The 24932-nt window shown below is 55.5% G+C and carries 28 protein-coding genes; 16 read left to right on the plus strand and 12 right to left on the minus strand.

Features of this window, described 5'->3' with window-relative positions; genetic code table 11:
- Positions 1-161 precede the first annotated feature (161 nt).
- The 4 genes from LKE08_RS21955 to LKE08_RS21970 form a co-directional block, all read right to left on the minus strand.
- Positions 162-566 (minus strand): hypothetical protein, encoded by a 405-nt coding sequence (locus LKE08_RS21955; RefSeq protein WP_324706402.1) that lies wholly within the window; start codon positions 564-566, stop codon positions 162-164.
- A gap of 139 nt (positions 567-705) precedes the next feature.
- Positions 706-1320, minus strand: coding sequence for an RNA polymerase sigma factor (locus LKE08_RS21960; RefSeq protein WP_375341457.1), 615 nt, complete (start codon positions 1318-1320; stop codon positions 706-708).
- A gap of 964 nt (positions 1321-2284) precedes the next feature.
- Complete coding sequence (locus LKE08_RS21965; protein WP_324706404.1) at positions 2285-2488, minus strand: hypothetical protein; 204 nt, start codon at positions 2486-2488, stop codon at positions 2285-2287.
- 189 nt (positions 2489-2677) lie between these two features.
- Entirely contained in the window at positions 2678-2869 is a 192-nt protein-coding gene (locus tag LKE08_RS21970) for a hypothetical protein (RefSeq protein WP_324706405.1), read from the minus strand.
- A 146-nt stretch (positions 2870-3015) separates the two neighbouring features.
- Between LKE08_RS21970 and LKE08_RS21975 the strand changes: the two genes are divergently transcribed.
- The 8 genes from LKE08_RS21975 (at position 3016) to LKE08_RS22010 (ending at position 7350) form a co-directional block, all read left to right on the plus strand.
- Complete coding sequence (locus LKE08_RS21975) at positions 3016-3357, plus strand: hypothetical protein (protein ID WP_324706406.1); 342 nt, start codon at positions 3016-3018, stop codon at positions 3355-3357.
- Between the two features lie 9 nt (positions 3358-3366).
- On the plus strand, positions 3367-3624 hold the full coding sequence (locus LKE08_RS21980) for a hypothetical protein (protein ID WP_324706407.1): 258 nt from the start codon (positions 3367-3369) through the stop codon (positions 3622-3624).
- A gap of 131 nt (positions 3625-3755) precedes the next feature.
- On the plus strand, positions 3756-4013 hold the full coding sequence (locus tag LKE08_RS21985) for a hypothetical protein (protein WP_324706408.1): 258 nt from the start codon (positions 3756-3758) through the stop codon (positions 4011-4013).
- Positions 4013-4465, plus strand: a complete 453-nt coding sequence (locus tag LKE08_RS21990; RefSeq protein WP_324706409.1) for a type II toxin-antitoxin system VapC family toxin — start codon at positions 4013-4015, stop codon at positions 4463-4465. Before LKE08_RS21985 ends, LKE08_RS21990 begins: the two co-directional genes overlap by 1 nt.
- A 128-nt stretch (positions 4466-4593) precedes the next feature.
- The gene (locus LKE08_RS21995; RefSeq protein ID WP_324706410.1) at positions 4594-4857 is read left to right on the plus strand and encodes a UPF0175 family protein; all 264 of its coding nucleotides are present in this window, start codon (positions 4594-4596) and stop codon (positions 4855-4857) included.
- Positions 4854-5324, plus strand: a complete 471-nt coding sequence (locus LKE08_RS22000; RefSeq protein ID WP_324706411.1) for a DUF3368 domain-containing protein — start codon at positions 4854-4856, stop codon at positions 5322-5324. Before LKE08_RS21995 ends, LKE08_RS22000 begins: the two co-directional genes overlap by 4 nt.
- A 207-nt stretch (positions 5325-5531) precedes the next feature.
- Complete coding sequence (gene pheS / locus LKE08_RS22005; RefSeq protein ID WP_324706412.1) at positions 5532-6533, plus strand: phenylalanine--tRNA ligase subunit alpha; 1002 nt, start codon at positions 5532-5534, stop codon at positions 6531-6533.
- A 178-nt stretch (positions 6534-6711) separates the two neighbouring features.
- Positions 6712-7350 carry an SH3 domain-containing protein gene (locus LKE08_RS22010; protein ID WP_324706413.1) on the plus strand — a complete coding sequence of 213 codons (639 nt, stop codon included), beginning with the start codon at positions 6712-6714 and terminating at the stop codon, positions 7348-7350.
- Positions 7351-7630: 280 nt separating this feature from the next.
- On the opposite strand, the gene LKE08_RS22015 is transcribed toward LKE08_RS22010, so the two are convergent.
- On the minus strand, positions 7631-7951 hold the full coding sequence (locus LKE08_RS22015; RefSeq protein WP_324706414.1) for a hypothetical protein: 321 nt from the start codon (positions 7949-7951) through the stop codon (positions 7631-7633).
- A 474-nt stretch (positions 7952-8425) separates the two neighbouring features.
- Here LKE08_RS22015 and LKE08_RS22020 point away from each other — a divergent pair, with 474 nt between their 5' ends.
- From LKE08_RS22020 to LKE08_RS22035, 4 genes are all read left to right on the plus strand, one after another.
- The gene (locus LKE08_RS22020) at positions 8426-12919 is read left to right on the plus strand and encodes a PAS domain S-box protein (protein WP_324706415.1); all 4494 of its coding nucleotides are present in this window, start codon (positions 8426-8428) and stop codon (positions 12917-12919) included.
- A 287-nt stretch (positions 12920-13206) separates the two neighbouring features.
- Complete coding sequence (locus LKE08_RS22025) at positions 13207-13368, plus strand: hypothetical protein (protein ID WP_324706416.1); 162 nt, start codon at positions 13207-13209, stop codon at positions 13366-13368.
- Positions 13369-13382: 14 nt separating this feature from the next.
- Positions 13383-14489, plus strand: coding sequence for an ATP-binding protein (locus LKE08_RS22030; protein ID WP_324706417.1), 1107 nt, complete (start codon positions 13383-13385; stop codon positions 14487-14489).
- A 124-nt stretch (positions 14490-14613) separates the two neighbouring features.
- Entirely contained in the window at positions 14614-15723 is a 1110-nt protein-coding gene (locus LKE08_RS22035) for a response regulator (protein WP_324706418.1), read from the plus strand.
- A 96-nt stretch (positions 15724-15819) separates the two neighbouring features.
- Here the strand turns inward: LKE08_RS22035 and fghA are convergent, their stop codons facing one another.
- Complete coding sequence (gene fghA, locus LKE08_RS22040; protein WP_324706419.1) at positions 15820-16674, minus strand: S-formylglutathione hydrolase; 855 nt, start codon at positions 16672-16674, stop codon at positions 15820-15822.
- Positions 16675-16871: 197 nt separating this feature from the next.
- Here fghA and LKE08_RS22045 point away from each other — a divergent pair, with 197 nt between their 5' ends.
- A complete protein-coding gene (locus tag LKE08_RS22045; protein ID WP_324706420.1) occupies positions 16872-17405 on the plus strand; it encodes a ribonuclease III domain-containing protein in 534 nt (177 codons plus the stop codon).
- A gap of 195 nt (positions 17406-17600) precedes the next feature.
- On the opposite strand, the gene LKE08_RS22050 is transcribed toward LKE08_RS22045, so the two are convergent.
- The 3 genes from LKE08_RS22050 to LKE08_RS22060 all read right to left on the minus strand — a co-directional run bounded on the left by LKE08_RS22050 (position 17601) and on the right by LKE08_RS22060 (position 19648).
- Positions 17601-18014, minus strand: coding sequence for a DUF4278 domain-containing protein (locus tag LKE08_RS22050; RefSeq protein ID WP_324706421.1), 414 nt, complete (start codon positions 18012-18014; stop codon positions 17601-17603).
- A 350-nt stretch (positions 18015-18364) separates the two neighbouring features.
- The gene (locus LKE08_RS22055) at positions 18365-19084 is read right to left on the minus strand and encodes a hypothetical protein (protein ID WP_324706422.1); all 720 of its coding nucleotides are present in this window, start codon (positions 19082-19084) and stop codon (positions 18365-18367) included.
- Between the two features lie 78 nt (positions 19085-19162).
- On the minus strand, positions 19163-19648 hold the full coding sequence (locus LKE08_RS22060; RefSeq protein WP_324706423.1) for an allophycocyanin subunit alpha-B: 486 nt from the start codon (positions 19646-19648) through the stop codon (positions 19163-19165).
- A gap of 168 nt (positions 19649-19816) precedes the next feature.
- On the opposite strand from LKE08_RS22060, the gene rlmD reads away from it, so the two are divergent.
- A complete protein-coding gene (rlmD, locus tag LKE08_RS22065; protein ID WP_324706424.1) occupies positions 19817-21208 on the plus strand; it encodes a 23S rRNA (uracil(1939)-C(5))-methyltransferase RlmD in 1392 nt (463 codons plus the stop codon).
- 11 nt (positions 21209-21219) lie between these two features.
- Positions 21220-21807: a Uma2 family endonuclease gene (locus LKE08_RS22070; protein ID WP_324706425.1), complete on the plus strand. Its 588-nt coding sequence runs from the start codon at positions 21220-21222 to the stop codon at positions 21805-21807.
- A 259-nt stretch (positions 21808-22066) separates the two neighbouring features.
- Here LKE08_RS22070 and LKE08_RS22075 read toward each other — a convergent pair whose 3' ends face one another.
- Complete coding sequence (locus LKE08_RS22075; protein ID WP_324706426.1) at positions 22067-23023, minus strand: retropepsin-like aspartic protease; 957 nt, start codon at positions 23021-23023, stop codon at positions 22067-22069.
- A 44-nt stretch (positions 23024-23067) separates the two neighbouring features.
- Here LKE08_RS22075 and LKE08_RS22080 point away from each other — a divergent pair, with 44 nt between their 5' ends.
- Positions 23068-23388 carry a hypothetical protein gene (locus LKE08_RS22080; protein ID WP_324706427.1) on the plus strand — a complete coding sequence of 107 codons (321 nt, stop codon included), beginning with the start codon at positions 23068-23070 and terminating at the stop codon, positions 23386-23388.
- Here LKE08_RS22080 and LKE08_RS22085 read toward each other — a convergent pair.
- Positions 23367-24131 carry a YebC/PmpR family DNA-binding transcriptional regulator gene (locus tag LKE08_RS22085; RefSeq protein WP_324706428.1) on the minus strand — a complete coding sequence of 255 codons (765 nt, stop codon included), beginning with the start codon at positions 24129-24131 and terminating at the stop codon, positions 23367-23369. The genes LKE08_RS22080 and LKE08_RS22085 overlap by 22 nt on opposite strands.
- Positions 24132-24193: 62 nt before the next feature.
- Positions 24194-24838 carry a histidine phosphatase family protein gene (locus LKE08_RS22090; protein WP_324706429.1) on the minus strand — a complete coding sequence of 215 codons (645 nt, stop codon included), beginning with the start codon at positions 24836-24838 and terminating at the stop codon, positions 24194-24196.
- Positions 24839-24932 lie beyond the last annotated feature (94 nt).

Consider the following 24932-nt stretch of genomic DNA (forward strand, 5'->3'; position numbering starts at 1 on the left):
AATTGATCGACTCAAAGCCCCCAGTATTGGGGGTTTGGGGGCCAGACAATTTTACAAATGGTTTCCGATTGCTATATTTGTCTATCTCGACATTCAATAAATCTGTCAATCCAATGGAGCGGTTGGCTAGAAATAGTCCGAGCCAACCCACTGCCACAGTTCTAGGGAGCATCAACCAAAGTGTTTCCGGACTGGGTTCCGATTTGAATGGTGTATCCGGCGGTGAAGTTGTTGGCCTGGGCCGTGGCGCGATCGCTATCTTCAAGCACATCCAAGGTGAAGCCCGCCGGGTCGCCAAGACCAACTATACCGACTTCACCCGCAGCACCGATCGCAAAAGCAGAGTTCTGCAAACCGTTGGCGTTGCTGCCGTCGTAGTTAAAAGAGTGGGCTGCAGCAAATTCCTTACCGACGGCGGCGGAGACGGCCACCCCCGTGACGGCGGTTCCGTTAACGGTGAAGGCGGCGGAACCGGCTACGCCCCCCTCGCCGGCCCGGGCGGCGGTGGAGATTCCGAAGGTGCTCAGGACGACGAGACTGGTAAGGGCGACTAAACGACGAATCATAATTGTTGAACTCCAAGAGTGAGTTTTTTCGGGTTCACTTATTAGACGTTTGGCGGGGGTGATGTGTGAATTTTTATTTCCCCGGGTAGATGCAATCCCTCTCCAGATCTGGTTTTGAGCCGATGAAGCCGGGGCGGTTTCAGGCCCGGATCTCAACTCCCCGCTTCCCGGTGGCCGTGGGAGAAGCCGAAACTCGCCCATTTGTTGCCGTTTTCCGGGGTTTACCGGCGGCGCCGGTTTCCGGTTCCAAACGGACGGCCCGCAGTTTTGCCGTCTTCCAGAACTCCCTCGCCAGACTGTCGCCGTCGCTTTGGTAGGCTTCCAGGCGATCGCGCAAAATGGCCCGGGCTTGGGAAATGCGCTTGCGGACGTTGACGGCGGACAGGTTGAGTTCGGCTGCGATCTCACTCGGAGATCGCTGTTTTTTGAGGTGGAGAATCAAGGTTTCCCGCAGCTTCGGCGGCAATTCTTCGATGGCGCGATTTAAAAATTCTTCGAGTTCCCAGCCGACACAAATCTGTTCCGGCGTGGGTTCCGGACTTGCCCATTCGGACGATGGGGCGATCGCCTCCACATCCTCAACTGCCACCGCGTGGCGATCGCGCTGTCTGAGGAGATCCGTACAGTGATTCCAGGTCAGTTGAACTAACCAACCCTTCCAATTCCGAATCGGTTCGGTTTGATTTTGCAGTTTTTCTTGGGCTTTCAGCAGTGCCGCACCGAGGGCATCTTCGGCTTCTATGGGGTTGCCCATTCGCTTCAGACAGCAACGGTAGAGATAGTTTTGATGCTCTTGAAATTGTTGCCAAAACTCTACAGTTAGTTGAGGTTTACTATTGTGTCTATCCAATTTCTTCACGCTTACTTGTGAGGGTTGACCATGCAATAAAGCGATGGAGATAGACACCCTGGTATGTGGAAATATTTCGCGCCTAAAATTCATTTTTGGCGCGGTTTGAAAACTTATGTTTGACAGCTAAATTCGTCTGAAAATGTCACTCGTTCTGCACCCAACAGAGAAAATATCACTCTTTTTTGACGAATTAATTTTGCCGTTTTTACAACTATAGCAATCGGAAACCATTTGTAAAATTGTCTGGCCCCCAAACCCCCAATACTGGGGGCTTTGACCGGATCGAATTTTCACGAATCATTTCACACTGCTATATATAGCAATGTGCAGCCATTTGTAAAATTGTCTGGCCCCCAAACCCCAAATACTGGGGGCTTTGAGCCGCTCAAATTTTCACGAATCATTTCACACTGCTATAGTCTGTTTTTCAGATGAATGTCTATCCGATTCGCGCAACTTTTTTGAGCGACTGTGGCGAGTAATTGTGGCAAAACGACGAATCATAATTGTTGGGCTCCAGGATAGTGTTTTCACGTTCAGGCGATGTGCGTGTCCATTGCGATCGCACTTAAAACTAGCCATATAACTCTATTTAAGGTCGGGATAAAGTCACTTTAAAGGGGATAGATGCTGTGGATTTCAACTCGATTTCCATTGGACGAAAGAGCCTTTTGACCAGGCGTGCGATCAATCTGGGATAACCGCGATCGCTTTATAATTTACTGACAATTTCACTGTAAATGATTCGACCCCAAAATTTATCAAATTTTGTCAGATCTTTTTTCAAATTTTGTCAGATCTTTTCTTGAATTAAAGTAAATATTTCTATTATAACTGATTGGAAGGGGTAAAGTCTTCGTGAAAATTACTTAATTTTCGGATGCCGAGGAAAAAATCTCCGTGAAAATACGGAGATCGACATCGGAGAATAGACCCCCCGACCTTGGGGACGAAAGCCCGAGCCCGACGCTCCCGGATCGACGGCCAGAACGGCCCGCTCCGGATCGCGGCTGTCCTCCCAAAAGGTTTCCGGCAGCAAGTCCAGGGCCGCAACAAGTTCGTCATTCATACAAATATAGATACCGCTCCAACCCGGCGGCTGGACTGAGATGTATTCGACGTTACTGCGGTGAACCGCGATCGCATGGATGGATGGGTTGACATGGCCAGCCCAAGATAGAGTGGGACGGTGGGGAGAGAGGGGGAAGGCGAAATGGGTTTCTCCGGCGGGGATAGTATAGCGATCGGCGAAGGTGTTTTAGGTGAAAAAATAGGCGATTTCCATGCCGGGAAAGGCAATTTCCCGGTGTTCGAGGCGAAACGCCCCCTCTCCGACTTGATACCCCTCGAACCAGGTCGGCAACAGTTGGATCGAGGCGTCGATGACGAAGGCTTTGCGGAGGTTGAATTCAGCCCGCATGGGACTGTCTAAATCGATGCGGTTGACCACGGTCGAAAGACTCCAATATTGTTCGGTTGAATTAGCCCGGTCGAGGGGGGCGATCGGGGCGGAAATTCGGAGGGTTAAAATTTCCGTATCCTCAACTTACCAGATATCCGATTGTGGAGGCAATAAAAAGGCGATACTCCCACCTATTGAAAGGAATCGCAAGGCTGCGATCGCAACTGTTGCGATCGGTGTTAAACTGGACGCAGCAGGAAAAGGAGGTTGGGGCAATGAGTCCGTTATTGGCGCAAGTGTTACGGGAAATTGAGCAACTGAACCCAGAGGAACAATTGCAGGTGATTAGCCATGCAACGGAGCTGGTCAAACGCCAGACTTCCACCCACGGAAAGCCCCGGCGCAAGTGGCTGGATATTGCTGGAAATGCTCCCTATTCACTGGTGGGAGAAGATGCTCAGGAGTGGGTGACGCGAACCAGGGGCGAATCACAACAACATCGCGATCGCCTGTTGGAGAGTAAACATGAAGATTAAGGAGGAATTATGAACGTTAAATTAGTGGAAGCGTTGGCGCGAATTGTCGGTTCTCTCACGCCGGAGGAGCGATCGCTGTTGGAGGAAAAGTTGCAAGCATCACCGGATACCGTGTCGGAGGAGAAGTCCCGTCCTTTTCACGAAACCGCCACCCCAGCAGAATGGGCTCAAGCCTTTCGGGAATGGGCTGAGAGTCATCCGCCGAATCAGCCCCATCTATCTGATGAAGCGATTAGCCGGGAAAGTATTTATGGGGAAAGGGGTTGATGGCGTTTTTGATCGACACCAATATTCTGTTGCGGAGTATTATTTCAAACGAACCCTACTGCTAAACTACTGCTAAACTAGACATAATGAAATCTAATAAAAAAGCGATCGCAAACCAAAACGGAGGAATTATGAACGTCAAATTAGTGGAAGCATTGGCTCAAATTGTCGGTTCTCTCACGCCGGAGGAGCGATCGCTCTTGGAGGAAAAGTTGCAAGCGTTACCGGATACCGTGTCGGAAGAAAAGCCCCGTCCTTTTCACGAAACCGCCACCCCGGCAGAACGAGCCAAAGCATTTCGGGAGTGGGCCGAAAGTCATCCGCCGAATCAGCCCCATCTATCTGATGAAGCGATTAGCCGAGAAAGTATTTATGGGGAAAGGGGTTGATGGCGTTTTTGATCGACACCAATATTCTGTTGCGGAGTGCGGACTCAAGCCATCCCATGTACACCGATGCGGTAAGGGCAACCAATATTCTACTCGAACAGGAAGAAGATGTTTGTATCATTCCACAAAATTTAATTGAGTTTTGGAATGTTTACACCCGCCCAACCCGTTCCAATGGATTGGGACATACGCCGTCAGAAGCCGCGATGGAAGTGAATCGGTTAAAAGAGATTTTTTCACTTTTACCCGATACGCCGACAATTTATTCCGAGTGGGAGCGGTTGGTGGCGACTTATGGGGTGAGGGGGGTTAACGTTCACGATGCCCGGTTGGTGGCGGCGATGATCGTGCATGGATTGGCTGATATTTTGACGTTTAATACCCGGGATTTTGCCCGATACGGTGAAGTGAGGGCGGTGCATCCGAGCGAGATGCGATCGCCTCCGGAATGACAAATCGAGTCACAATGCAAATAATAATTGCAGACAAAAGGGCGCGATCGCTTTTGAATAAATGGCAGTTTTTGCTATAATTGATAGCAAATCCATTTTCATGACTTATTTTGTATTTTCCAAATATCATGCAAGTTTCAATTGAAATTCCTGACGAAGTGGCGCGAAGATTGGGCGAAGAAGGGGGCGACCTCCAGCGCAAGTTGCTGGAGGTATTTATAGCTGATGCTTACCGCTGTGGGACAATCAGCACCGCAGAAGTTCGCCGTATCCTCCAGTTATCATCAAGACTGGAAACTCATGCCTTTTTAAAGCGGATGGGAGTCTATTTAAACTATGACGAGGAGGAACTGGAACGGGACATCGAGACTCTGGGAGAGTTGAAAATATGACGTGTGTTGTTTCAGATACTTCTCCAATTTGCTATCTGTTACTTATTGACAAAATTGATTTACTGCCACAGTTATACGGGACGGTGATAATTCCTCAAACAGTCCGTGATGAACTGGAGGCTGTCGGGTCGCCTATAATCGTCCAAGACTGGATCAAGCAACCTCCTGAATGGCTGGAAATTCGTGTCGTTGCTGTGGATTTGGATACGGCTTTGGAACCGCTCGATCCTGGGGAGCGAGAAGCAATTTTACTGGCAGAACAACTCAGGGCAGATTGGGTCATACTCGATGACAAAGCGGCTCGGCGGATAGCCTCGGCACGGGGTTTGAGAATTATTGGATTACTGGGCATTTTGAAGGATGCCGCCAGAGCGGGTTTAATCGACTTGGCAGCATCCTTTGAACAATTGAGAACCGCTGGTTTCTGGATCGCACCGAGTTTGCTGCAACGGCTTTTGGAAGAATAAGAGATGATTTTCTTTCTCTAGCCACGGTCTGCACTCGATCGCATTGGGGGACTCTCATCCCAAAAACGGTTATTACAAGTTGTTGCGATGCCAGCGTCTTTGACTCTGGGGCTAAAGCCCGACAACGGGGAAATGCAGTCGGTTAGTTGTTGCCGCGTGGTACACTCGAAGCTGGCCTCACACACAGCCGACGCCCAAGATTCAGTTATGACCACCCAACTCAGCGATTTAGAAACTCAAATAGAAGACGTCCGCCAAGAAGCCGAGGGTGCGATCGCCGCGTGCGAAACCCTCGAACAACTCGAACAGTTGCGGATCAACTACCTCGGCAAAAAGGGCAAACTCTCCAAAGTGCTCGGCGCGATGGGCAAACTCGACCCGGGCGATCGGCCCCGCATCGGCGCCCTGGCCAACGAAGTCAAACAAGCCCTGCAAGGGGACCTCGACGGCCGCCGCACCGCCTTGGAAGCCGCCCAACTCGAAGCCCAATTGCAGGCGGAAACCCTGGATGTTACCATGCCGGGAGTCTACCGCCCCCAAGGCCGGATTCACCCCCTCAACGCCGTCATCGATCGCGCCCTGGATATCTTCGTCGGCATGGGTTACACCGTCGCCACCGGGCCGGAGATGGAAAGCGACTACTACAATTTCGAGGCGTTGAATACGCCCCCCGACCACCCAGCCCGGGATATGCAGGACACCTTCTACCTCCCGGACGGCAACCTACTGCGGACCCACACCTCCTCCGTGCAAATCCGCTACATGGAACAGCACCAACCCCCCATCCGCATCGTCGCCCCCGGCCGCGTCTACCGCCGGGATACGGTGGACGCCACCCACGCGGCGGTTTTCCACCAACTCGAACTGTTGGCGGTGGGGGAAAACCTGCGCTTCACCGACCTGAAAGGGACGATCAAAGAATTTCTGCGGCAGATGTTCGGGGACCTGCCGATCCGCTTCCGGGCGAGTTATTTTCCGTTCACTGAACCTTCAGCCGAGGTGGATTTGGAGTGGCAGGGAAAATGGCTGGAGGTGCTCGGCTGCGGCATGGTCGATCCCAATGTCTTGAAAGCGGTGGGTTATGACCCGGAGAAATATACCGGATTTGCCGCCGGGTTCGGGGTAGAACGATTTGCAATGGTGTTGCACCAGTTGGATGACATCCGGCGGGTCTACGCCAGCGATCTCCGCTTTCTGCGACAATTTTAGATGGGGAGTCGGGAGTCGGGAGTCGGGAGTCGGTAATGGGTAATGGGTAATGGGAGATGGGAACCGGCAACCGTATAAGGTTGCCCCTACACCCTACACCCTACACCCTACACCCTACACCCGTTGCCCTACGCGCAGCGCCATAACAATTGTGTGGGTTTTTTGAGGAGTGGTGAAGGTGAAAATTTGGAATGTTGGGAAACGGGTCGCCTCCGGGTTGGCGGCGGTTTTTTTGACGGTGGCGGCGGGGGAACTGTCGTCAAATGCCCCCGTCAGTTGGTTCGGGTCCGATCGCGCGATCGCCCAAACCACGGCGGATCTCTGCCGTCGCGTCTCGGAACGCCGGGGGTTGGTGGTCCGTTCCCGACCCACTCCCAATTCCCCCGTGGTGGGGGGAGTTCCTTACGCCCAAGAAGTCACCCTCGTCCGCAACTACGAGGGCATTCGCGGCCCCGGCGGCCGCAGTTGGATCGAAATTACCTATCCGATGCGGGGGTTCGTCTCCAACGGCTATCCTGGCGGGTCGGGCAATTTGGCGGACTGTTCGGAGGATGTGACGGAGGACGACCGCCCGCCGGCCCGGAACCTTTGCCGCCAGATCGATCGCCGGGCGGCTCCCCGGGGCGTGGTGGTTCGGGCTGACCCGTCCCGATTTTCGGCCCGCCGGGGCGGCGTACCCTCCGGGGATCAGGTGCAACTGGCGGCGGACTATCGCCTGATTCGGGACCCCAACGGGGAAAATCGCGACTGGGTTCGCATCACCTCTCCGGTGGCGGGGTATATTTCTGCCAATACCCTGATCATGTGCCGGTATTGACGTTGATATCAGATCCGGTGATTGACAACTCCTTTCAAAAAGGCAAGAGGCAAGAGCTCATGTGGCAAGAGCTCATGTGGCAAGAGGCAATAGATAGGGTTTGGGCTCTGATATCAAGTCCGTTTGAATATTTACACAATCCTTCGAGAAAAGGCAATCGGCAAGAGCTCATGTGGCAAAAGTTTGAAGCTGGTGGCAGTCACCGATCGCGATCGCCGTCAAAATAAAGATACACCCAAAAATTAGAGATCAACTCTCTTCCGGCATTCAATTTGCAATCTTAGTTATTGCCGATCGAGCAGACGTAACCGATCATGTCGCTGGTGGCGGTACTGGTGGGCGAATAGACTTGGTCGTACCCGCTGGCATACCAGGTGTTAGAGTCGCAGTAGGCGATCGCGTAAATGGTTTCGTTGCCGATGCTGTAGATAAATCGCAACCCTTCGTTACCCCAGGAAATACTGTCGCGATCGACGTAAACTTCTTCTCCGGTGGAAGCCTGTCCCATAAAAACCCAGCTTTCGGCGAGGGCGGGCAGTCCGAGGGACGCGCCCGTCGCCACGGTCAGGCCGGCTAGGAACGATAAGTATTGACGTTTCATGATCGACTCAAAACCCAATTCGCTACTTTATTTTATAATAGCTGAAGCCGAAACTTGAATCCGTTATTAAAATATAGTAATTGTATCAAAACTCAATATTTTTATTTAGTTTTATGAATCAATCGTTGAAATTTTTTGACCCGGAATGGGAAAAGGAGACCCGCGCCGGACTGAAGGTCGGCGTCGGCAGTATTTGAAAAATGCGATTGTCCGTTTCTCAAGTGAATTCCTGCGGAGAACAAAAAGACCGAGTTGAAAAGGCCGCGATCGGGTTCTGAAGAGCCCGAAAAGGGGCGATCCGCAGTGGCCGCACCGATCCCCGGGGAAAATGTTTTCAAGCTAAGACCGCCGCGACTCGCTACACTTATTAAAGATGGCAGTGGGAGAATAACACGATGCGCGTCCGAGTTCCCATCAACTGAGCGATCGCGCCCCAAGCCGAACCCGTCCACGCTTCCCATCCTTCTCGACCCCATGCGATTAGACTCCCAACCCGACCCCAGCCTCACCTTGGCGGAGATCGTCCACCCATCGCCGCTGACGGTAGACCCCAATACATCGATCCTGCAGGTCATCGCCCTGATGAGCCAAGAATCTTCGGAGCTTTGGGAAGGCGACGCGGCGCCCCCCCGCAGTTGCGTCGTGGTGATCGAAGAACGGCGGGTCGTGGGGCTGTGGACCGAGCGCGACGTGGTGCGGCTCATCGGCGCCGGGGAAATGTCGGACACCCTGAGAGTTTCCGAAGTCATGACCCGATCCCCCGTCACGCTCCGAGTCGCGGACTACCGAGATATTTCCACCGTCCTGGAGCAATTTCAGGCCCACCACATCCGCCATCTTCCGGTCGTAGACGACTGGGAGCGACTCGTGGGACTCATCACCCAAACCCGCGTCCTGGAGAAACTCCGACCCCCCAAAACTCCAATTGTCAACTCGCCAGAAACCGCCACCCGCGCCCCAATTTCCGGGAACCCCACCCCCCTGCAGCAACAACTCCTGCAATTTAAAACCCAACTGCAAGCCACAAACCAACGACTGCAAGGAGAAATCGGCCAGCGCAACATCATCCGCCTCATCGAAGAAAAACTGCGATCGTCCGAACCCAACATCCGGGCTTTTTTTGAAGCCCTGACGGATATCATTTTAATCGTCAATATTCGCGTCAACTCCATTCAAGTCGCCCCCACCCACCCGGGTCGCTCCCGCCGTATTTCCGAGGCGGACACCCATCAAGATCCGTCGAAAATCATCTCCGAAACCCTGGAACGGTTTTCGCCCCCCGACCCCGACAACCCCTTCACTGCCAGGGTACGGGAAGCCCTCGAAACCGGCCCCGTCCTCAACTTTGAATATTCCCTGGCCGTCGGCGGCGAAACCCTGTGGTTCTCCGCCAACATCACCCCCCTTTCCGAGGAGTCCGTGGCCTGGGTCGCCCGGGACATCACCCCCTACAAACAGGCCGAAGAAGCGCTGCAAAACCTGACCTCGGAATTGGAGCAACGGGTGAGGGAGCGCACCCGGGAACTGCAAGCCACCAACCAAATCCTCACCCGCACCTTAGCCGAACAGAAGCAAGCCGACCTCGAACTACAAAAAGCCCACCGGCAACTCCGCTCCCACGTCGATAACTCTCCCCTAGCCGTGATCGAATGGGATCGAGAGTTTCGGGTTCAATACTGGTCGGGCCGGGCCGAGCAAATGTTCGGCTGGACGGCCCGGGAAGTGGTGGGGCGTCACTGGGGGGACTGGCCGATGGTGTTCGAGGAAGACCTCGAACAGGTGAGAATCGTTGCCGAAGCCTTGGTGAGTGGCCGGGAGACCTACAATATCTGCACCAACCGCAACTATACCAAGGATGGCGATGTCCTCCACTGCGAGTGGTACAACTCGGTGCTGTGCGACGAGTCCGATCGCGTGGTGTCGATCCTCTCCCTGATTCAAGACGTGACGGGGCGGCAGGCCGCAGAAACCGAACTCCGCGATCGCGTCACCCAGCAGGACACCGTGGCCCACCTCAGCCAGCAGGCCCTCGCCGACCCGGACTTGGACGCCCTGTTCGAGGAAACCGCGCGATCGCTGGCCTCGATTTTGAAGGTGAAATTCGCCCAAATCGTGGAACTGCTCCCGGAGCGGAATCAATTCGTCATGCGGGCCGGGGTCGGCTGGGAAACCGAGACACTCAGCTCGACCGTCGCGATCGCCCCCGACCGCACCTCCCTAGCCGGATACACCCTCCTCGAAGGGGAGCCGATCCTCGTCGCCGACCTGGAAACAGACCCCCGATTTACCAAAGAAACCTTCCTGCGCCGACACGGCATCGCCAGCAGCATCAGCGTCCCCATCCCCGGAAAACCCAAACCCTTCGGGGTGTTGAGCGCCCACGCCGGGGAAGCGCAAGCCTTCGACCGGGAAGACCTCAACTTCCTGCAGGCGATCGCCAACCTGATCGCCACGGCGATCGAACGCCAGCAGGTGCAGCAGGTCTTGAAAAATCTCGCCCTGGGGGTTTCCACCCGCACCAGCGAAGCCTTTTTTCAATCCCTGGTGCAATCCCTGGCCAAAACCCTGCAGATGGAATGTGCCTTCATCAGCGAGTGGGTTTCCGAACCCGACCGGATGCGGACGATCGCCCTGTGGGCCGACGGCGCGATCGCCCCCAACCTCGAATACGAACTGGAACGGACACAGTGCTGGGAAATCCTCGTCAACCATCAGGGCGGTTCGGGAACCACCCCGACCGTCTATTCAGAAGGGTTGCGAGAGGATTTTCCCCTCAACTCCCTGATGCGTCAAATGCGGGGGTCGAGCTTCCTCGGGTTGCCCCTGACGGACTCCCAAAATCGCCTGTTGGGGGTGGTGGCGGTTTTAGGGTGCCGCCCCGCCTCCAATTTGCAGTTCATGGAAGAAATCCTGCAAATTTTTGCCGTCCGGGCCGCCTCCGAACTGGAACGCCGCCAGGCGGAAGTGGAACTGCGGGAGAGCGAACGGCAGTTTCGCCAACTTGCGGAGAGCATCCGCGAGGTGTTTTTTATCTGTCCGGTCCAGGGGGGGGAGTGGACCTACATCAGCCCCGCCTTCGAGTCGATCTGGGGCATCTCCCGGGAAGAAATTTATCGAAATCCCGATTTGTGGTTCGAGAGCATCCACCCCGAAGAGCGGGAGTTCATCCGGGAGTTATTTAAAAATCACGCGATCGCCGAACCGTTCAACCAAGAGTACCGCATCGTCCGGCCCGACGGCACCGAACGCTGGATCTGGACCCGCAGCTTTCCGGTCTTCGACGGGGCGGGACTCGTCGATCGCACCGTCGGCCTGGCCGAAGACATCACCGACCGCCGCCAGGTGGAAGATGCCCTGCGGGAAAGCGAGGCCCGCTACGCCACCCTGACGGACATCTCCCCCGTCGGCATTTTCCGCACCGATGCCCGGGGGGAGTGCGTGTACATCAACGAACACGGCTGCGATTTGCTGGGACTGCCGGCTGTAGATATTCTGGGACGGGGTTGGATACAAGCCATCCACCCGGAGGACCGCGACGGTGTGATCGGGGAGTGGATGGAGACTCTGGCGGATTACCGGCCCTTCCAGTCGGAATATCGGTTCCGACATCCCGACGGCCGCGAGGTCTGGGTCTTCGCCCGGGCGGTTCCGGACCGGGACGATTTCGATGAGGTGGTCGGATTTGTCGGCACCCTGACGGATATCAGCGAACGCAAGGCGGCTGAACAGTCCCTGCAGCAGCTCAATCAACGGCTGGAAATGCTGGTGGAACAGCGGACGGCTCAACTGCAGGACATGAACAAACAGTTGCGGGGGGAAATTGCCGATCGCCAGAAGATCCAGGGGCAAATCGCTGCTAAAGCCTACCAGCAGGCGATCGTCGCCGAATTGGGGCAAAAGGCTCTCTCCGGTATCGACCTCTACACCCTGATCGAGGAGGTGGTGGTACAGGTGAGCCGGTGTTTAAATGTGGACTATTGCAAATTGCTCGAAATTCGGACTCCGGAACCCGATCGGCTCACGGTGGCGATCGCGGGCCAGAACCTCTATTCGTTTATCTTGCCGAATTCCTCCCAAACCGAGCCGATGTCGCACGATGGCGGATTGTCTCCCCGGGAGGGCGGCGGCGGCTCTACCCAAATTCACCGCTACCCTTACCTGAGCGGCGTCAGCATTCCCATCGATGGCCGAAATTCCCGCTACGGGATTTTGGGGGTCTACGCCAACGAGGAGCGGATCTTCACCCAGGAGGACGTCCATTTCTTGCAGAGTGCGGCCAACGTCCTCGCCACCGCCATCGAGCGGAAACAGGCCGAAAGTCAACTCATGGACTCCCTCAAGGAAAAGGAAATTTTGCTCAAGGAAATCCACCACCGGGTCAAAAATAACCTGCTCGTCGTCTCGAATTTGCTGGAGTTCCAGTCCGACTACACCGACAATCCCGAGGTGACGCGACTGTTGGAGGACAGCCAGCAGCGGATTCAGTCGATGGCCCTGATTCACGAAAAGCTCTACCAGTCCACCGGCCTCGACCGGATCAATTTTGGCGACTACCTCCAGGATTTGGCCGACCAACTGTTCGACTCCTACAGCATGGAAAATCACGCGGTGGAGTTGGAGTTGGATATCGACCCGGTGGAACTGAATTTGGAGACGGCTAACCCCTGCAGCCTCATCGTCAACGAGTTGATCTCGAATGCCCTCAAACACGCCTTCGCCGACGGGCGCCCCGGCAAATTGTCCCTGGAACTCCACGGGGACGGGCACGGGAGTATCACCCTGATCGTGCGGGATAATGGGGTCGGCCTCCCGGAAGGTCTCGACATCCGCAATGTCGAATCCTTGGGGATGGAATTGATCTGGACTCTGACTGATCAGATCGAAGGGACCTTGGAACTGTTGGAGGTGAGGGAGGGAACCGCATTTAAGCTGACGTTCTCGGAGTTGCGCTACCGGCAGCGGTATTGAGCGGTCGCGGATCGGGACCTATAATACAATCAGAGGGTGGGTTCCGAACGGCTATCCCAATTGAGAGGGAGATCCTCCGCTTGAAGATGGCTTCGCCACCGTTTGGGGGGGGAAATATTCGACACAAATCATGTCGGATATCTCATTTTATATCAGATCCGGTTCATTGCCCAGACATTTTAAAATATCCAGGAAATGTATCTTAATTCTAGAGGTAAAAATCGAGATCTATCACCCAACTGCGGGGCTTCCGGTGGCGGTTTAGAACCGCCCGGATTTCGAGAATTATGGCGATCGATTGCCGATTTTTCGGGCTCGGCAGTGGCGGTGGAACCGTCAATTTTTCGACCCCGGCGAATTTCATGCCCGATAGCTGTCCGAACGGCTTCACCACCGCAGAACAAGTCGCGATGGATGGGCTTCGTGGATCGCAACTCATTCACAATTAGGAGGGTCTGGTCAAATGAGTGAAATTTCAATCTTGATTGTAGAGGACGAGTTGCTGATTGCCAAAGGCTTGGCCCGCAAACTCAAAAAGTTGGGATACGGTGTCGCCGATATCGTCTCGTCCGGCGACAAAGCCCTGGAGGCGGTCGAGGCAAACAAGCCGGATTTAGTGTTGATGGATATCGTGATTAAGGGCGATATGGATGGCATCGAAACGGCGACAAAAATTCATGAAAAATACGGTACGCCGGTGATTTATGTGACCGCTTACGCCGACGACAGCACCCTGGAACGGGCGGAGTTTACGGGGTCTTATGGATATATTTTAAAGCCCTTTAAAGACCGGGAGGTTCACGCCACTATCCGCATGGCGATGCGAAAATATCAAGAGCAGATGAAAGTTAAACAATCCCTAGATTTGGCGGAGGCATCGCGGGAGGAAAAGTCCCGCCTGTTATCTATCGCCTCCCACGATTTGCGGACTCCCCTCACCTCCATTCAGATGTCCGCCGATCTCTTGGAAACCCACGAATCCAAGCTCACCTACGAGAAAAAGCTGAAACATTTCCAGCGGATTCAGGCGGCGGTCAAAAACATGAACGAACTCCTCGAAGATGTTTTGACTTTGAGTCGGTCAGAATCCGGTAAATTGAATTTTAACCCGGTTCCCCTGAATGCGATCGAATTTTGTGAAAAATTGATCGAAGAGTTTCGGGTTCAGCTTGACGGAAAGCACGACCTGGAATTTAAAAGTTGGGGGGCGACTGATGGGCCGGTCGTCCTCGATGCAAAGTTGCTCCGCCACGCTTTTGAGAATTTATTATCCAACGCTATCAAATATTCTCCGGATGGGGGGACGATCAATTTTTATGTCATCCGTAAAGCAGACCGGATTATTTTTCGGATCAAAGACTGTGGCATCGGTTTTCCGCCGGAATATAAAGATAAACTGTTCCAAGCATTTGAACGGGCGTCCAATGTGGGACAAATCAAAGGGACTGGATTGGGGTTGTCCATCGTCAAGCAGGTGGTGGACTTACATCGGGGTGAGATTGCCGTGGAAAGTGAATTGGGAAAGGGGACGACGTTTACCGTCACCTTGCCCCTGACATCGGAGGGCTGAATAATTTTAAGGAATCTTCAATTTTGGGGCATTGTCGGGCGATCGCGATGTGAGATAATGGTTGTCAATGATCCGAGTATTTCCGGTTGTAGCCACCCCGTATGATATCAATTCGAGAAGCTATATGACTAAAGTGTTGGTAATTGAAGATGAAGAGGCGATTCGTGAGAATTTAGTTGAGTTGCTCGAAGTTGAAGACTTTGACGTGCTCGAAGCGGAGAACGGAAGGGTCGGGGTGGAACAGGCTAAGAAACACCTGCCCGACCTGATTTTGTGCGACGTGATGATGCCGAAGTTGGACGGCTTCGGGGTGTTGAAGGAATTGCGATCGCAACTGGACACAGCCACCATCCCGTTTATCTTTCTGACCGCCAAAGCCGACCGCCACGACCTGCGAGAAGGGATGGATCTCGGTGCGGACGACTACCTGACCAAACCTTGTTCGATGGAGGAACTGTTGCGGGCGATCGCTACTCGCCTTGAAAAACAGTCCTTCGTCAAACAACAGTCCCGACGGCAGATCGAGGAATTGCGGCAAAACATCACCCACTCCCTCCCCCACGAACTGCGGACCCCCCTCAACGGCATCATCGGCAACACGGAACTGCTGCTCTCGGACCTGGACCTGTTCGACCCCCCCGAGATCCGAGAAGTCCTCGAAGACATCCGCACCGCCGGCCGTCGCCTGCACCGGCTGATCGTGAATTTTCTGCTGTACGCGGATTTGGAAATTATCGGCCTCAACGCCGATCGCGTGCGGTTGCTCAGAAGCCTCCGGGTCAAAGATGCCAAAGCCGCGATCGTCACCGCCGCCACCCGACAGGCGAAACTCTCGGAACGGGAGTCGGATCTCGACCTCGACCTCGAAGACGCCGCAGTGCAGATGGCCGCCAACCAACTGGAAAAACTGGTGGAAGAGTTCATCGACAACGCCTGCAAATTTTCCGAACCCGGCACCCCCATCGAAGTCCGGGGCTCCATCGGCGAGGGTTGTTTTCTGCTGCGGGTGGGCGATCGCGGTCGGGGGATGACCCCGGAACAGATCGAGGGCATCGGCGCCCATATGCAATTCGAGCGCAAACTCTATGAACAGCAGGGGTCCGGACTCGGACTCAGCATCGCCAAGCGGATCGTCGAGTTGCACGGCGGCGAGTTGGCCATCGAGAGTCAACTCGACGAAGGAACCACCGTTTGGGCGAAACTCCCCCTGGCGACATCCGACGATTCGCAATAGAGGGCGGAGGGGCGACCGGAGGCGACCGGAGGAAAATCCTATCTGTGTTCTTCCTCCGCTCCCTCCGCTTCCCCCGCTCCCTCGGCTCCCTTTCTCTTACCCATCGTCCACCAGAGCGGCGGCGTGGTGGCGGATGTGATCTTCGATGAAGGTGGCGATGAAAAAGTAGCTGTGGTCGTACCCGGGCTGCATCCGCAGGGTGAGCACCTGTCCGACTTCCGAACAGGCGCGCTCGAAGACTTCCGGCAGCAATTGCTTTTGAGCCAGGAACGGATCGGCGGTCCCCACGTCGATGAGGATGGGGCGGTTGAAGTCTCCCCGCAAAACCAGTTCGCTGGCATCGTAGTCCCGCCACCGATCGCGATCGCTCCCCAAATAGTAGGTGAAAGCCTTTTGACCCCAGGGGCAGCGCGTCGGGGCGGTAACGGGGGCAAATGCCGAAACCGATAAATATTGTTGGGGATTCCGCAGGGCGCAAACCAGGGCGCCGTGGCCGCCCATCGAGTGGCCGAAAATGCTCTGGCGGTCGCCCCGGGCCGGAAAATGGGCCGCGATCGCCTCGGGTAGCTCCCGGGTGACGTAACTGTACATCTGATAGTGGCGGTTCCAGGGTTCCCGGACGGCATCGACGTAAAACCCCGCCCCGGTTCCCAAATCCCAGTCCTCCTCTTCTCCCGGCGTGTCGGTGTTGCGGGGGCTGGTGTCGGGGGCGACGAGCATCAACCCGTATTTCGCGGCCCAACGCTCGGCGCCGGCCTTGACCATGAAATTTTCCTCGGTACACGTCAGGCCCGAGAGGTAGTACAGAACCGGGACGGACTGGATTCGCGCCTGGGGGGGCTGGTAGACGGAAAACCGCATCCGGCTGTTGCAGGTGGAGGAGACGTGGCTGTAAAAGCCGACGGTACCCCCGAAACAAACACTTTCACTAATTGTATTTAAGGAAGACATGGGTTTGTGGACACACCAAACGGCGTCCGCGAAGCGTCTGGGCAGGAAATCGCGAACCGAGCTTAATTGTAGCCGATGGGGGGATCGGGGGGAGAGAAACTCAAAATGCTTTTAGGATTGCCGAGTCGTTTTTTGCTCCGTAACCGACCTGTGATCGCCTGTAGTCAATGTTGGGTCTGTGTACCATTTTTGTCAAAATGATTGCCAATACCAAAGCCGCGATGGAGGCGGTCGGCCTCCCCGATTTTAACCGCCAGGAACTGTTGGAAATTGCCCTCAATCACCCCGACGCGATCGCGGAACAATCGGATTTGACCGCTTCCGAGAAGCAACTGCGATCGCTCGAACATATCGGACTCGCCCGCGTCGGATCGCTGGTGTTGACTGCGGTGGTCGCCAATTACCTCTACAGTCGATTCCCCGACCTGCAACCCGAAACCCTGACGGTGATCAAAAGCGACCTGATCGACAATGCCACGCGATCGGCCTTCGCCGAGGACATGGGCTTGCCGCACCTCGCCCATCTGGGAACCGAATCGGTTTGGAAACACGAAATCGCCCGGGCCGGGATGTTTGCGGAGTTGTTCGATGCGATCGTCGGGGCGGTGTATCTGGAGTGCGATCGCGATATCGCCGTCACCCAAAGCTGGCTGGTCGAACATTTCCTCGCTCCCGCCGTCGATACGCTCCTGATGGAGGTTCTCGTTGAAGAATTGATCATTGATAATTGATCATTGATAATTATCGCACGACAACCCCGAAACTTTTCAATGACGGGCGATCGACCGCAAACTGATGGCTGAAATCTGAGAGCCGATCGCGCGCTTACCATTTTCCCCCGACGCTCGAAAATCGCTTTTGTGCCGCCACGAAAATGGAGGTGCAAACTTTGCACCTCCATTTCAATTCAACCAGTATTTTCGGCCCTAGCAAACCATCTGTCGGGCTTCCTGTTCGAGCAACCGCAACAATTTCATGTCGCCCCGTTCCCGGGCGGCTTGCTGGCGCCGTTCGAGGATGCGGTAGAGGTTGGCGCAGTGGACTTTGGCCACTTCCTCTTCCGCGATCGCGCAGGTTTGCCCGCTCGCCGTGGGCGGCGCTTCCGGTTTGGCGTCCGTCATCGCCACCGCCACCGCCATGCTCGTGCGATCTCTGGGTTCGCCCGTGCAGTAGGGGACGCCGCGATACTTGAGATGGGCGTGGGATTGGGGGACCCGAATGTGGCGGGGATACTGGAAGTGAAAATCTTGTCCCCGATATTTCCCGGACAGTTCGGATTCGACCAAATCGGTGGGGTTGAATTCTTGATTGTAATTGGCACCTCGGTAGGTGAGTTTCATATCGGCTGCTCCTAAAGCGGAATGGTTTTTAAGCTCTGTCTTTTATTCTGTATCTATTGTTACATTTTTTTCTGCTAATCCCCACTTTTTCATAAAAATTTACATAAAAAAGCCCGGGTTAACGGGTTGATCAGAACCTCAAGGTTTTTCAATCTATCGAAAGATATATAGCGCCACACGTTTTTTAATAGAGAATAGGGAATGGGGAATAGGGAATGGGAATAGGGAAACGGTCATTTTTCATTTTCCCCACCCCCGACTCCCGAAGACTGAAGACCGAAGACCGCGCGCCGCGCTATAATGATCAATTCAATTCAATTCCCGACTCCCCACTCCCGACTCCCCACTCCCTATACAAAAGCCGGACGCATCCACAGGCGATTGTCCGCCGTGGCGGCGAACAACTTCTCCTCCCAAGCCGCCATCGCCACCACATCGTTGGCGTGGCCGATCGCCTCCCAGGTGAGATCCTCCAGGTTGGCTTCCCGCACCCACAACTTATTGTCCGAGGTGGCGGCGTAGAGTTTTCCATCCGCGGCGGCCAGTCCCACCACGCCGTTGGCGCGGCCGATCGCCTGCCAGTCGAGATCCTCGAGGTTGGCATCCCGCACCCACAGCTTATTGTCCGAGGTGACGGCGTAGAGTTTTCCGTCCCAAGCCGTCATCGCCGCCACAGTGTTGGCGCGGCCGATTTTGTCCCACTTGGCGTCCTCCGCCACCGGTTCGCGCACCCACAACCGGCCGTCCTTAGTGGCGGCAAACAATTTCTTCTCGGAAGCGGCCATCCCCACCACGTCGTTGGCGTGGCCGATCGCCTGCCAGTGGACGTCCCCCGGAACCGCCACCCGAATCCACAACTTGTCCTCCCGGGTCGCCGCGTACAGGGCGCCCTCCCAGGCCGTCATCGCCACCACATAATTCGCGTGGCCGATATGTTCCCAGTTGATATCCGCGTAATTGATACTCATGGATTTGATACACTCCTTTGCGATCGCAAAATCTTCCAGATCGATCCGCACCGGAAGCCGCCCACTCCGGACAAACCGGGGGCGGGAAACCGGTTTTCCCATTTTCAAGTCTGAAGAAAAACCCCGCCCCGGAACGAAATCGTCGGGCGGGATTGTGTTAGAGACCAGTTGACCGGGCGTTTATGACATGGCTTGGATAATAAAGTCGAAGTAGGGGGCCGCTTCCCGAGCGTCTTCGTCGTCGAGGAGGCCCAGAGAAGCCTCTTTGAGACAGCGAATCGCCTCCACCATTCCCGGCATGGGGACGCCGAGAGAGTTGTACATCTCTTTGACGCCGATCAGGCCGATGCTTTCGATGGGATCTTTGTCCCCCGAGAGGATGCCGTAGGTGATCAGGCGCAGATACCAGCCGTAATCCCGCAGGCACAGCGATCGCTCCCGCTGTCCGGCGGCGTTACCGCCGGGGGCGATAAAGTCGGGACGCTTTTTCCACAGTTGGCTGCTGGCGCGATCGACAATCTTTTTTTCGTTTTCGGTCAGGGTATTGACGATCCGAACCCGCTGTTCGCCGGTTTGCAAGAACTCGCTAATGCTTTTGAGTTCGCCGGTGCTGGGATAGCGGAGTTCGTCGTCCGCTTTGAGAATAACTTGGCTTACTACGGTCATCAGTTTTGAAAGAGATCAAGATAACATTAAGTAGTTTAGCGATTCGGTGCCACACAAACCAAGGGTCAAAACGCTTAATGCTCCGAATGGGGGGGCGTGAGAGCCGGGGACGGGCGAAAAATGAGGCATTCGCGTCCCCAACATAACAGTCATCATTTGTAACATTTTATGAGTGCTTGGAAACAAGGTCAACAGATCGAAGTCCCCATCACCGACCTGGCGGAAGGGGGAAACGGGGTGGGGCGGTATGGCGATCACGTCGTCTTCGTCCCGGATACGGTCCCAGGCGATCGCGCTTCGGTGCGGCTGGTGCGGGTGAAATCCAAATACGCCGAGGGCAAACTCCTCGAACTTCTGGAAGCCTCCTCTTCCCGCGTCCGTCCCGCCTGCATCGTGGCTGACAAGTGCGGGGGGTGTCAGTGGCAGCAGATCGAGTATGACCGCCAATTGGCAGCGAAACGGCAGTTGGTTCTCAGTGCCTTGGAACGGGTGGGGGGTTTTTCCGATCCCCCCGTCGGCGAAGTTCTGCCCTCCCCGTCCCCCTTCGGCTACCGCAACAAAGTCACCTATCCCCTGCGGCTCTCCCCGACGGGCCAGGTGCGGGCGGGATATTATCAAAAGGGTTCCCACCGCCTCATCAACCTCAACCAATGTCCGGTGCAGGACGAGCGTTTGAATCCCCTGCTGGCGAATATTAAACAGGACATCCAAAATCGCGGCTGGCTGGTGTACGACGAACGGCAACACCGGGGCACCGTGCGGCACCTGTCGTTTCGGATCGGACGCCGGACGGGGGAAATGCTGCTGACGCTGATTGCCGCGGACGAGAACCTGCCGGGACTGGCGGAACAGGCCCAGATGTGGATGGAGGAGTATCCGCAACTGGTGGGGGTGTGTGTGAACGTGAACCGCGATCGCACCAACGCGATTTTCGGCCAGAAAACCCGCGGCGTGGCCGGAAAACCCTATCTCAAAGAATTGTTCGGGGGCCTGCAATTCCGCCTCGGGCCGGATACGTTTTTTCAGGTCAATACGGAAGCCGCCGAAACCCTACTGTCGGCGATTTCGGAGGAATTGGATTTGCAGGGGGATGAAACCCTGGTGGATGCCTACTGTGGCATCGGCACGTTTACCCTGCCGCTGGCGAAACAGTTGCGGTCCCAAACGGGAGAAAATGATATCCGGGCGATCGGGTTGGAGTTTCAACAGACGGCGGTGGAACAGGCCCGGTTCAATGCCGATTTGAACGATATCAACCACGTCTCATTTCGGGCAGGGACGGTGCAGAAATTGCTCCCCAAATTGGAACTGAAACCCGATGTGGTGTTGCTTGATCCGCCCCGGAAGGGATGCGATCGCGCCACCGTGGAAACCCTGCGTTCAATTCGACCCCAACGCATCGTTTATATCAGTTGCCGCCCGGTCACGTTTTCGCGGGATCTCAAACTGCTCTGCGAGGGGGGGATTTACCGAATCACGCGGGTACAGCCCGCCGATTTTTTTCCCCAAACGTCCCACGTCGAATGTGCGGCGTTTCTGAGTCTTTGCGAGGATCAATAGGAGATTTTTCGATGTCTGTTGCCACTCAAAAAATCACGTTTGAGGACTATTTGAAATATGACGACGGAACGGATACCCGCTACGAACTCGTCGATGGGGAACTGTTGCCGATGAGTTTGGGAACTGGAAAACATGGTGCGATCATTCGCTTTTTATCCCTTCAGTTTGAGAGTGCCGTATCGGCATCGGGACAGCCTTGGGTGGTGCTGCCCGGTTTGGTGGGGATTCGCTCTCCACGGGGGCGGCGGTGGGATACGTCCCGCATTCCTGATGTCACCGTTTTGTCTCAGGAACAGTGGGAGGAAATGAGCGATCGCGAAGCCGTCATCGATTTCAACGAACCCCCGCCTTTCCTGGTGGTTGAAGTTGTGAGTTCTTCGACCAAAATTGACGATTATCGTTCCAAGCGTTCGGAATACGGAGTCCTGGATATCCCGGAATATTGGATCGTCGATCCGTTGGAAGAGAAAGTAACAATTTGTACCTTGGATCATCAATTGTACGATCTGAGTGAATTTCGGGAGAGCGATCGCGTCGAGTCCCCGACATTTCCCGATCTGGAATTGACAGCGACTCAGATTTTGGCGGCGAAATTATAGCAGTTGTCGATCTGCTGTGATACGGTTCGATCCCCCATTATCCCCCTTGATCTCCCCCCTTACAAAGGGGGGGTAGGGGGGGATGGGGACTTTGAGTCGGCTGGCAGACCTCTTCGATCCCCCTAAATCCCCCTTGAAAAGGGGGACTTTGAGTCGGCTGGCAGACCTCTTCGATCCCCCTAAATTCCCCTTAAAAAGGGGACTTTGAGTCAATCTTCGTACCTCATTGACTTGAAAATTTCCGGAATCGGATTGGATGTCAGAACTCATTCAACAGCAAACTGCCGCCCCACTTTTCCGATCGCGATCGCACCGTGTCGAACCGCCAATATTGCCGGTACTCGCCCAAAAAGTTTTGTCCGATAATTCCATCGACTTCCAGCAGATCTAAAACCGACGGCGAGGATAAAATTACCGCTTCCACATTGTTCAATTTTCGCGGACCGAGACGCACCGTGGAGAGAGTCGATCGCGTCGCCATTTCCAACCCGCAAAACCCCAAAACTTGCACGTCCGAACGGGAGGCGGGGTCGATGGGAATGCGGTTCGCCAACTCTTCGGAAATAAAAATGGTTTCCGCCCCGGTATCCAACATGAACGAAAACGAACCCTGATCCGCGATCGCCACGGACGCCACCATCACCCCCAACCGATTTCGCAGCGGTATCGCCTCGGACGATAATTCCGGGGGCAATTCGGAAGGGGGAAGCAATCGCAATTCCCGATTTTTGGAATCGATTTCCACGTCGAATTCCCCCAAAACATCCATTCCCAAAACCCCCGACAAGTCGTCGGGAATCACCGCCGCCTCAAATTCCAACCCCTGCAATTCCGTTATTTCCACCTCCCCCAATTCCATCGGCGGGAGGCGGTGGAGGGTGGCGTTCATTTCCGGACACTCATCCCCCGCCACCGCAGAATTGACGCGATCGCCCGGTATCGCCTCCCCCACCAGTCCCAATTCCTCCACCAGAGGTGTCGCCACCATCGTCGTCGAGGCGCCCGTATCCAACAAAAACGGCCCCCTCGTTTCCCCCACTTTCACATCGACGGCGAACACCCGCCCCCCCGCCAGCGGCGACAGCGGAACTGTGGTTTTTCCCCTTGTTTCGGGGTAGGGAAGGTTCAACCCCTGCAACTGCACGATCGCGCCCAAAGCGGCGGCGCCGAGGGAGAAAATACCGAGTATTGGGATGAAATAATGATGAAGGCGCATTGTTAATTGGGGTGTGGGGTGTGCTCGGTGGGGTGTGGGGTTAAATGATAATTCTTGATCCGGTGGGGACGGCAGCCTTTCTAGTGGGGACGGCAGCCTTTCTAGTGGGGGCGGCAGCCTTTCTAGTGGGGGCGACAGCCTTTCTAGTGGGGACGGCAGCCTTTCTAGTGGGGACGGCAGCCTTTCTAGTGGGGACGGCAGCCTTTCTAGTGGGGACGGCAGGCGCGGAGGCCTGCCCCTACGATCGCTCTCAATTATTATTGATTATTATCCGTGGGGGCCACATGATAGGGTTGCCCCAGACTCCCCCCAGATTCCCCCCAGATTCCCCCCAGATTCCGCCTCAACTTTCGTACAATTCTTGATAGCAGCGGTCCGACATCTCGAAATTGGCGGTGACGTTCTGCACGTCGTCCAAATCGTCCAAAGCGTTCATCAACTTCATCAGCGATCGCGCCTTTTCTGAGTCGTCAATTTCGATGGTATTGCCGGGAATCCAACGCTGTTCAGCCTCCACCACCCGGAAGCCGCGATCGCCCAAAACTTGGTTGAGGTGCTCCAAATTTTCCACCGCCGTAAACACTTCCGCCCCGTCCGTATCGTTGACGGGGGTCAACTCGTAAGACTCCGCCTCCCCCTCCACCGAGGCTTCCAGCAACTTCTCCTCGTCCAGGGGTCCTTCCAACGTCACCACCCCTTTCTGTTCAAACATCCAACTCACGCAACCCGTCTCCCCCAGGTTGCCGCCGTTTTTGCTGAACGCCGCCCGCAGGTCCGCCGCCGTCCGGTTGCGGTTGTCCGTCAGTCCCTCGATCAGCACCGCCACGCCGCCGACACCGTAACCCTCGTAGCGGATCGACTCCAGCGGTGCCCCGTCCGAAAAGGTCCCCGAACCCTTGGCGATCGCCCGTTCGATGTTGTCGTTGGGGATACCCGCCGCCTTCGCCTTGTCGATCGCAGTCCGCAACTGGAAGTTACCCGCCGGATCGGCGCCCTGGCGGGCCGCGACGATGATCTCCCGAGAAATTTTGGTAAAAACCTTGCCCTTGACGGCATCAACCCGAGCTTTCTGGCGCTTGATATTCGCCCACTTACTATGTCCGGCCATACCCACAGATCGTGACAGCAACTCTCTATTTTAGCCGTCCGCGATCGAGTTGGGCTTCCGTCTCAGTTGAAGCGGACGACTTCCTCCGTTTCGTCGAGGTGGGAGGTGTCGCCGTTGAGTTCCATCACCCACTCCCCCGACTCCTTCACCAACTTCACCAGACAGCACAGGCTGGCGTGGACGTCCGTTTCCCGCAGGGTGGGGATCAGCCCCATCGCCGTCCCCAACACCGAGGCCCCGTGGCCGACGAACAGCAAGTTATCCTCGGGATAGGCTTTCACCAGACGTTTAGCCGTCTCCCCCGTCCGCTTCAGGCAGGCGGGCCAGGTTTCGGGATAGTAGGCCTTTCCCCCCGTGTAGGTGGGGTCAATGCGGGGAAATTTGGCACTCAGGTGCTCGACGGAGAGGGTTTCCGGCATTTCCGACATCCATTCGGGGTTCAGCCACTCCGCCAGACCCCAGTCCAATTGCAGCGGCAGATCGAGCACTTCCGCCACCGCGTCGGCGGTTTCGACGGTCCGCAGGAAGGGCGAGGCGAAAATGTGGGTGATGTTCTCTCCGGCGAGGCGATCGGCCAGTTGTCGGGCCTGCACTCGGCCGTCCGGGGACAGGTGGGGATCGTAGCGCCGTTCTGCGGTGTTGAACCACTCGGGATTCACGAAGTCAATTCGGTTTCCGTGTCGGGCGATCCATACGGTTTGAGTCATGGCGCGGCAGGAAAGTAAAATTAGGGGTCGAGAGAGATGTTACCATCTCCCCCTCCCATTCAGAACCGTGCATGAGACTTTCACCTCACACGGC

This window comes from Lyngbya sp. CCY1209 (assembly GCF_035615495.1).
GTDB lineage: Bacteria > Cyanobacteriota > Cyanobacteriia > Cyanobacteriales > Microcoleaceae > Limnospira.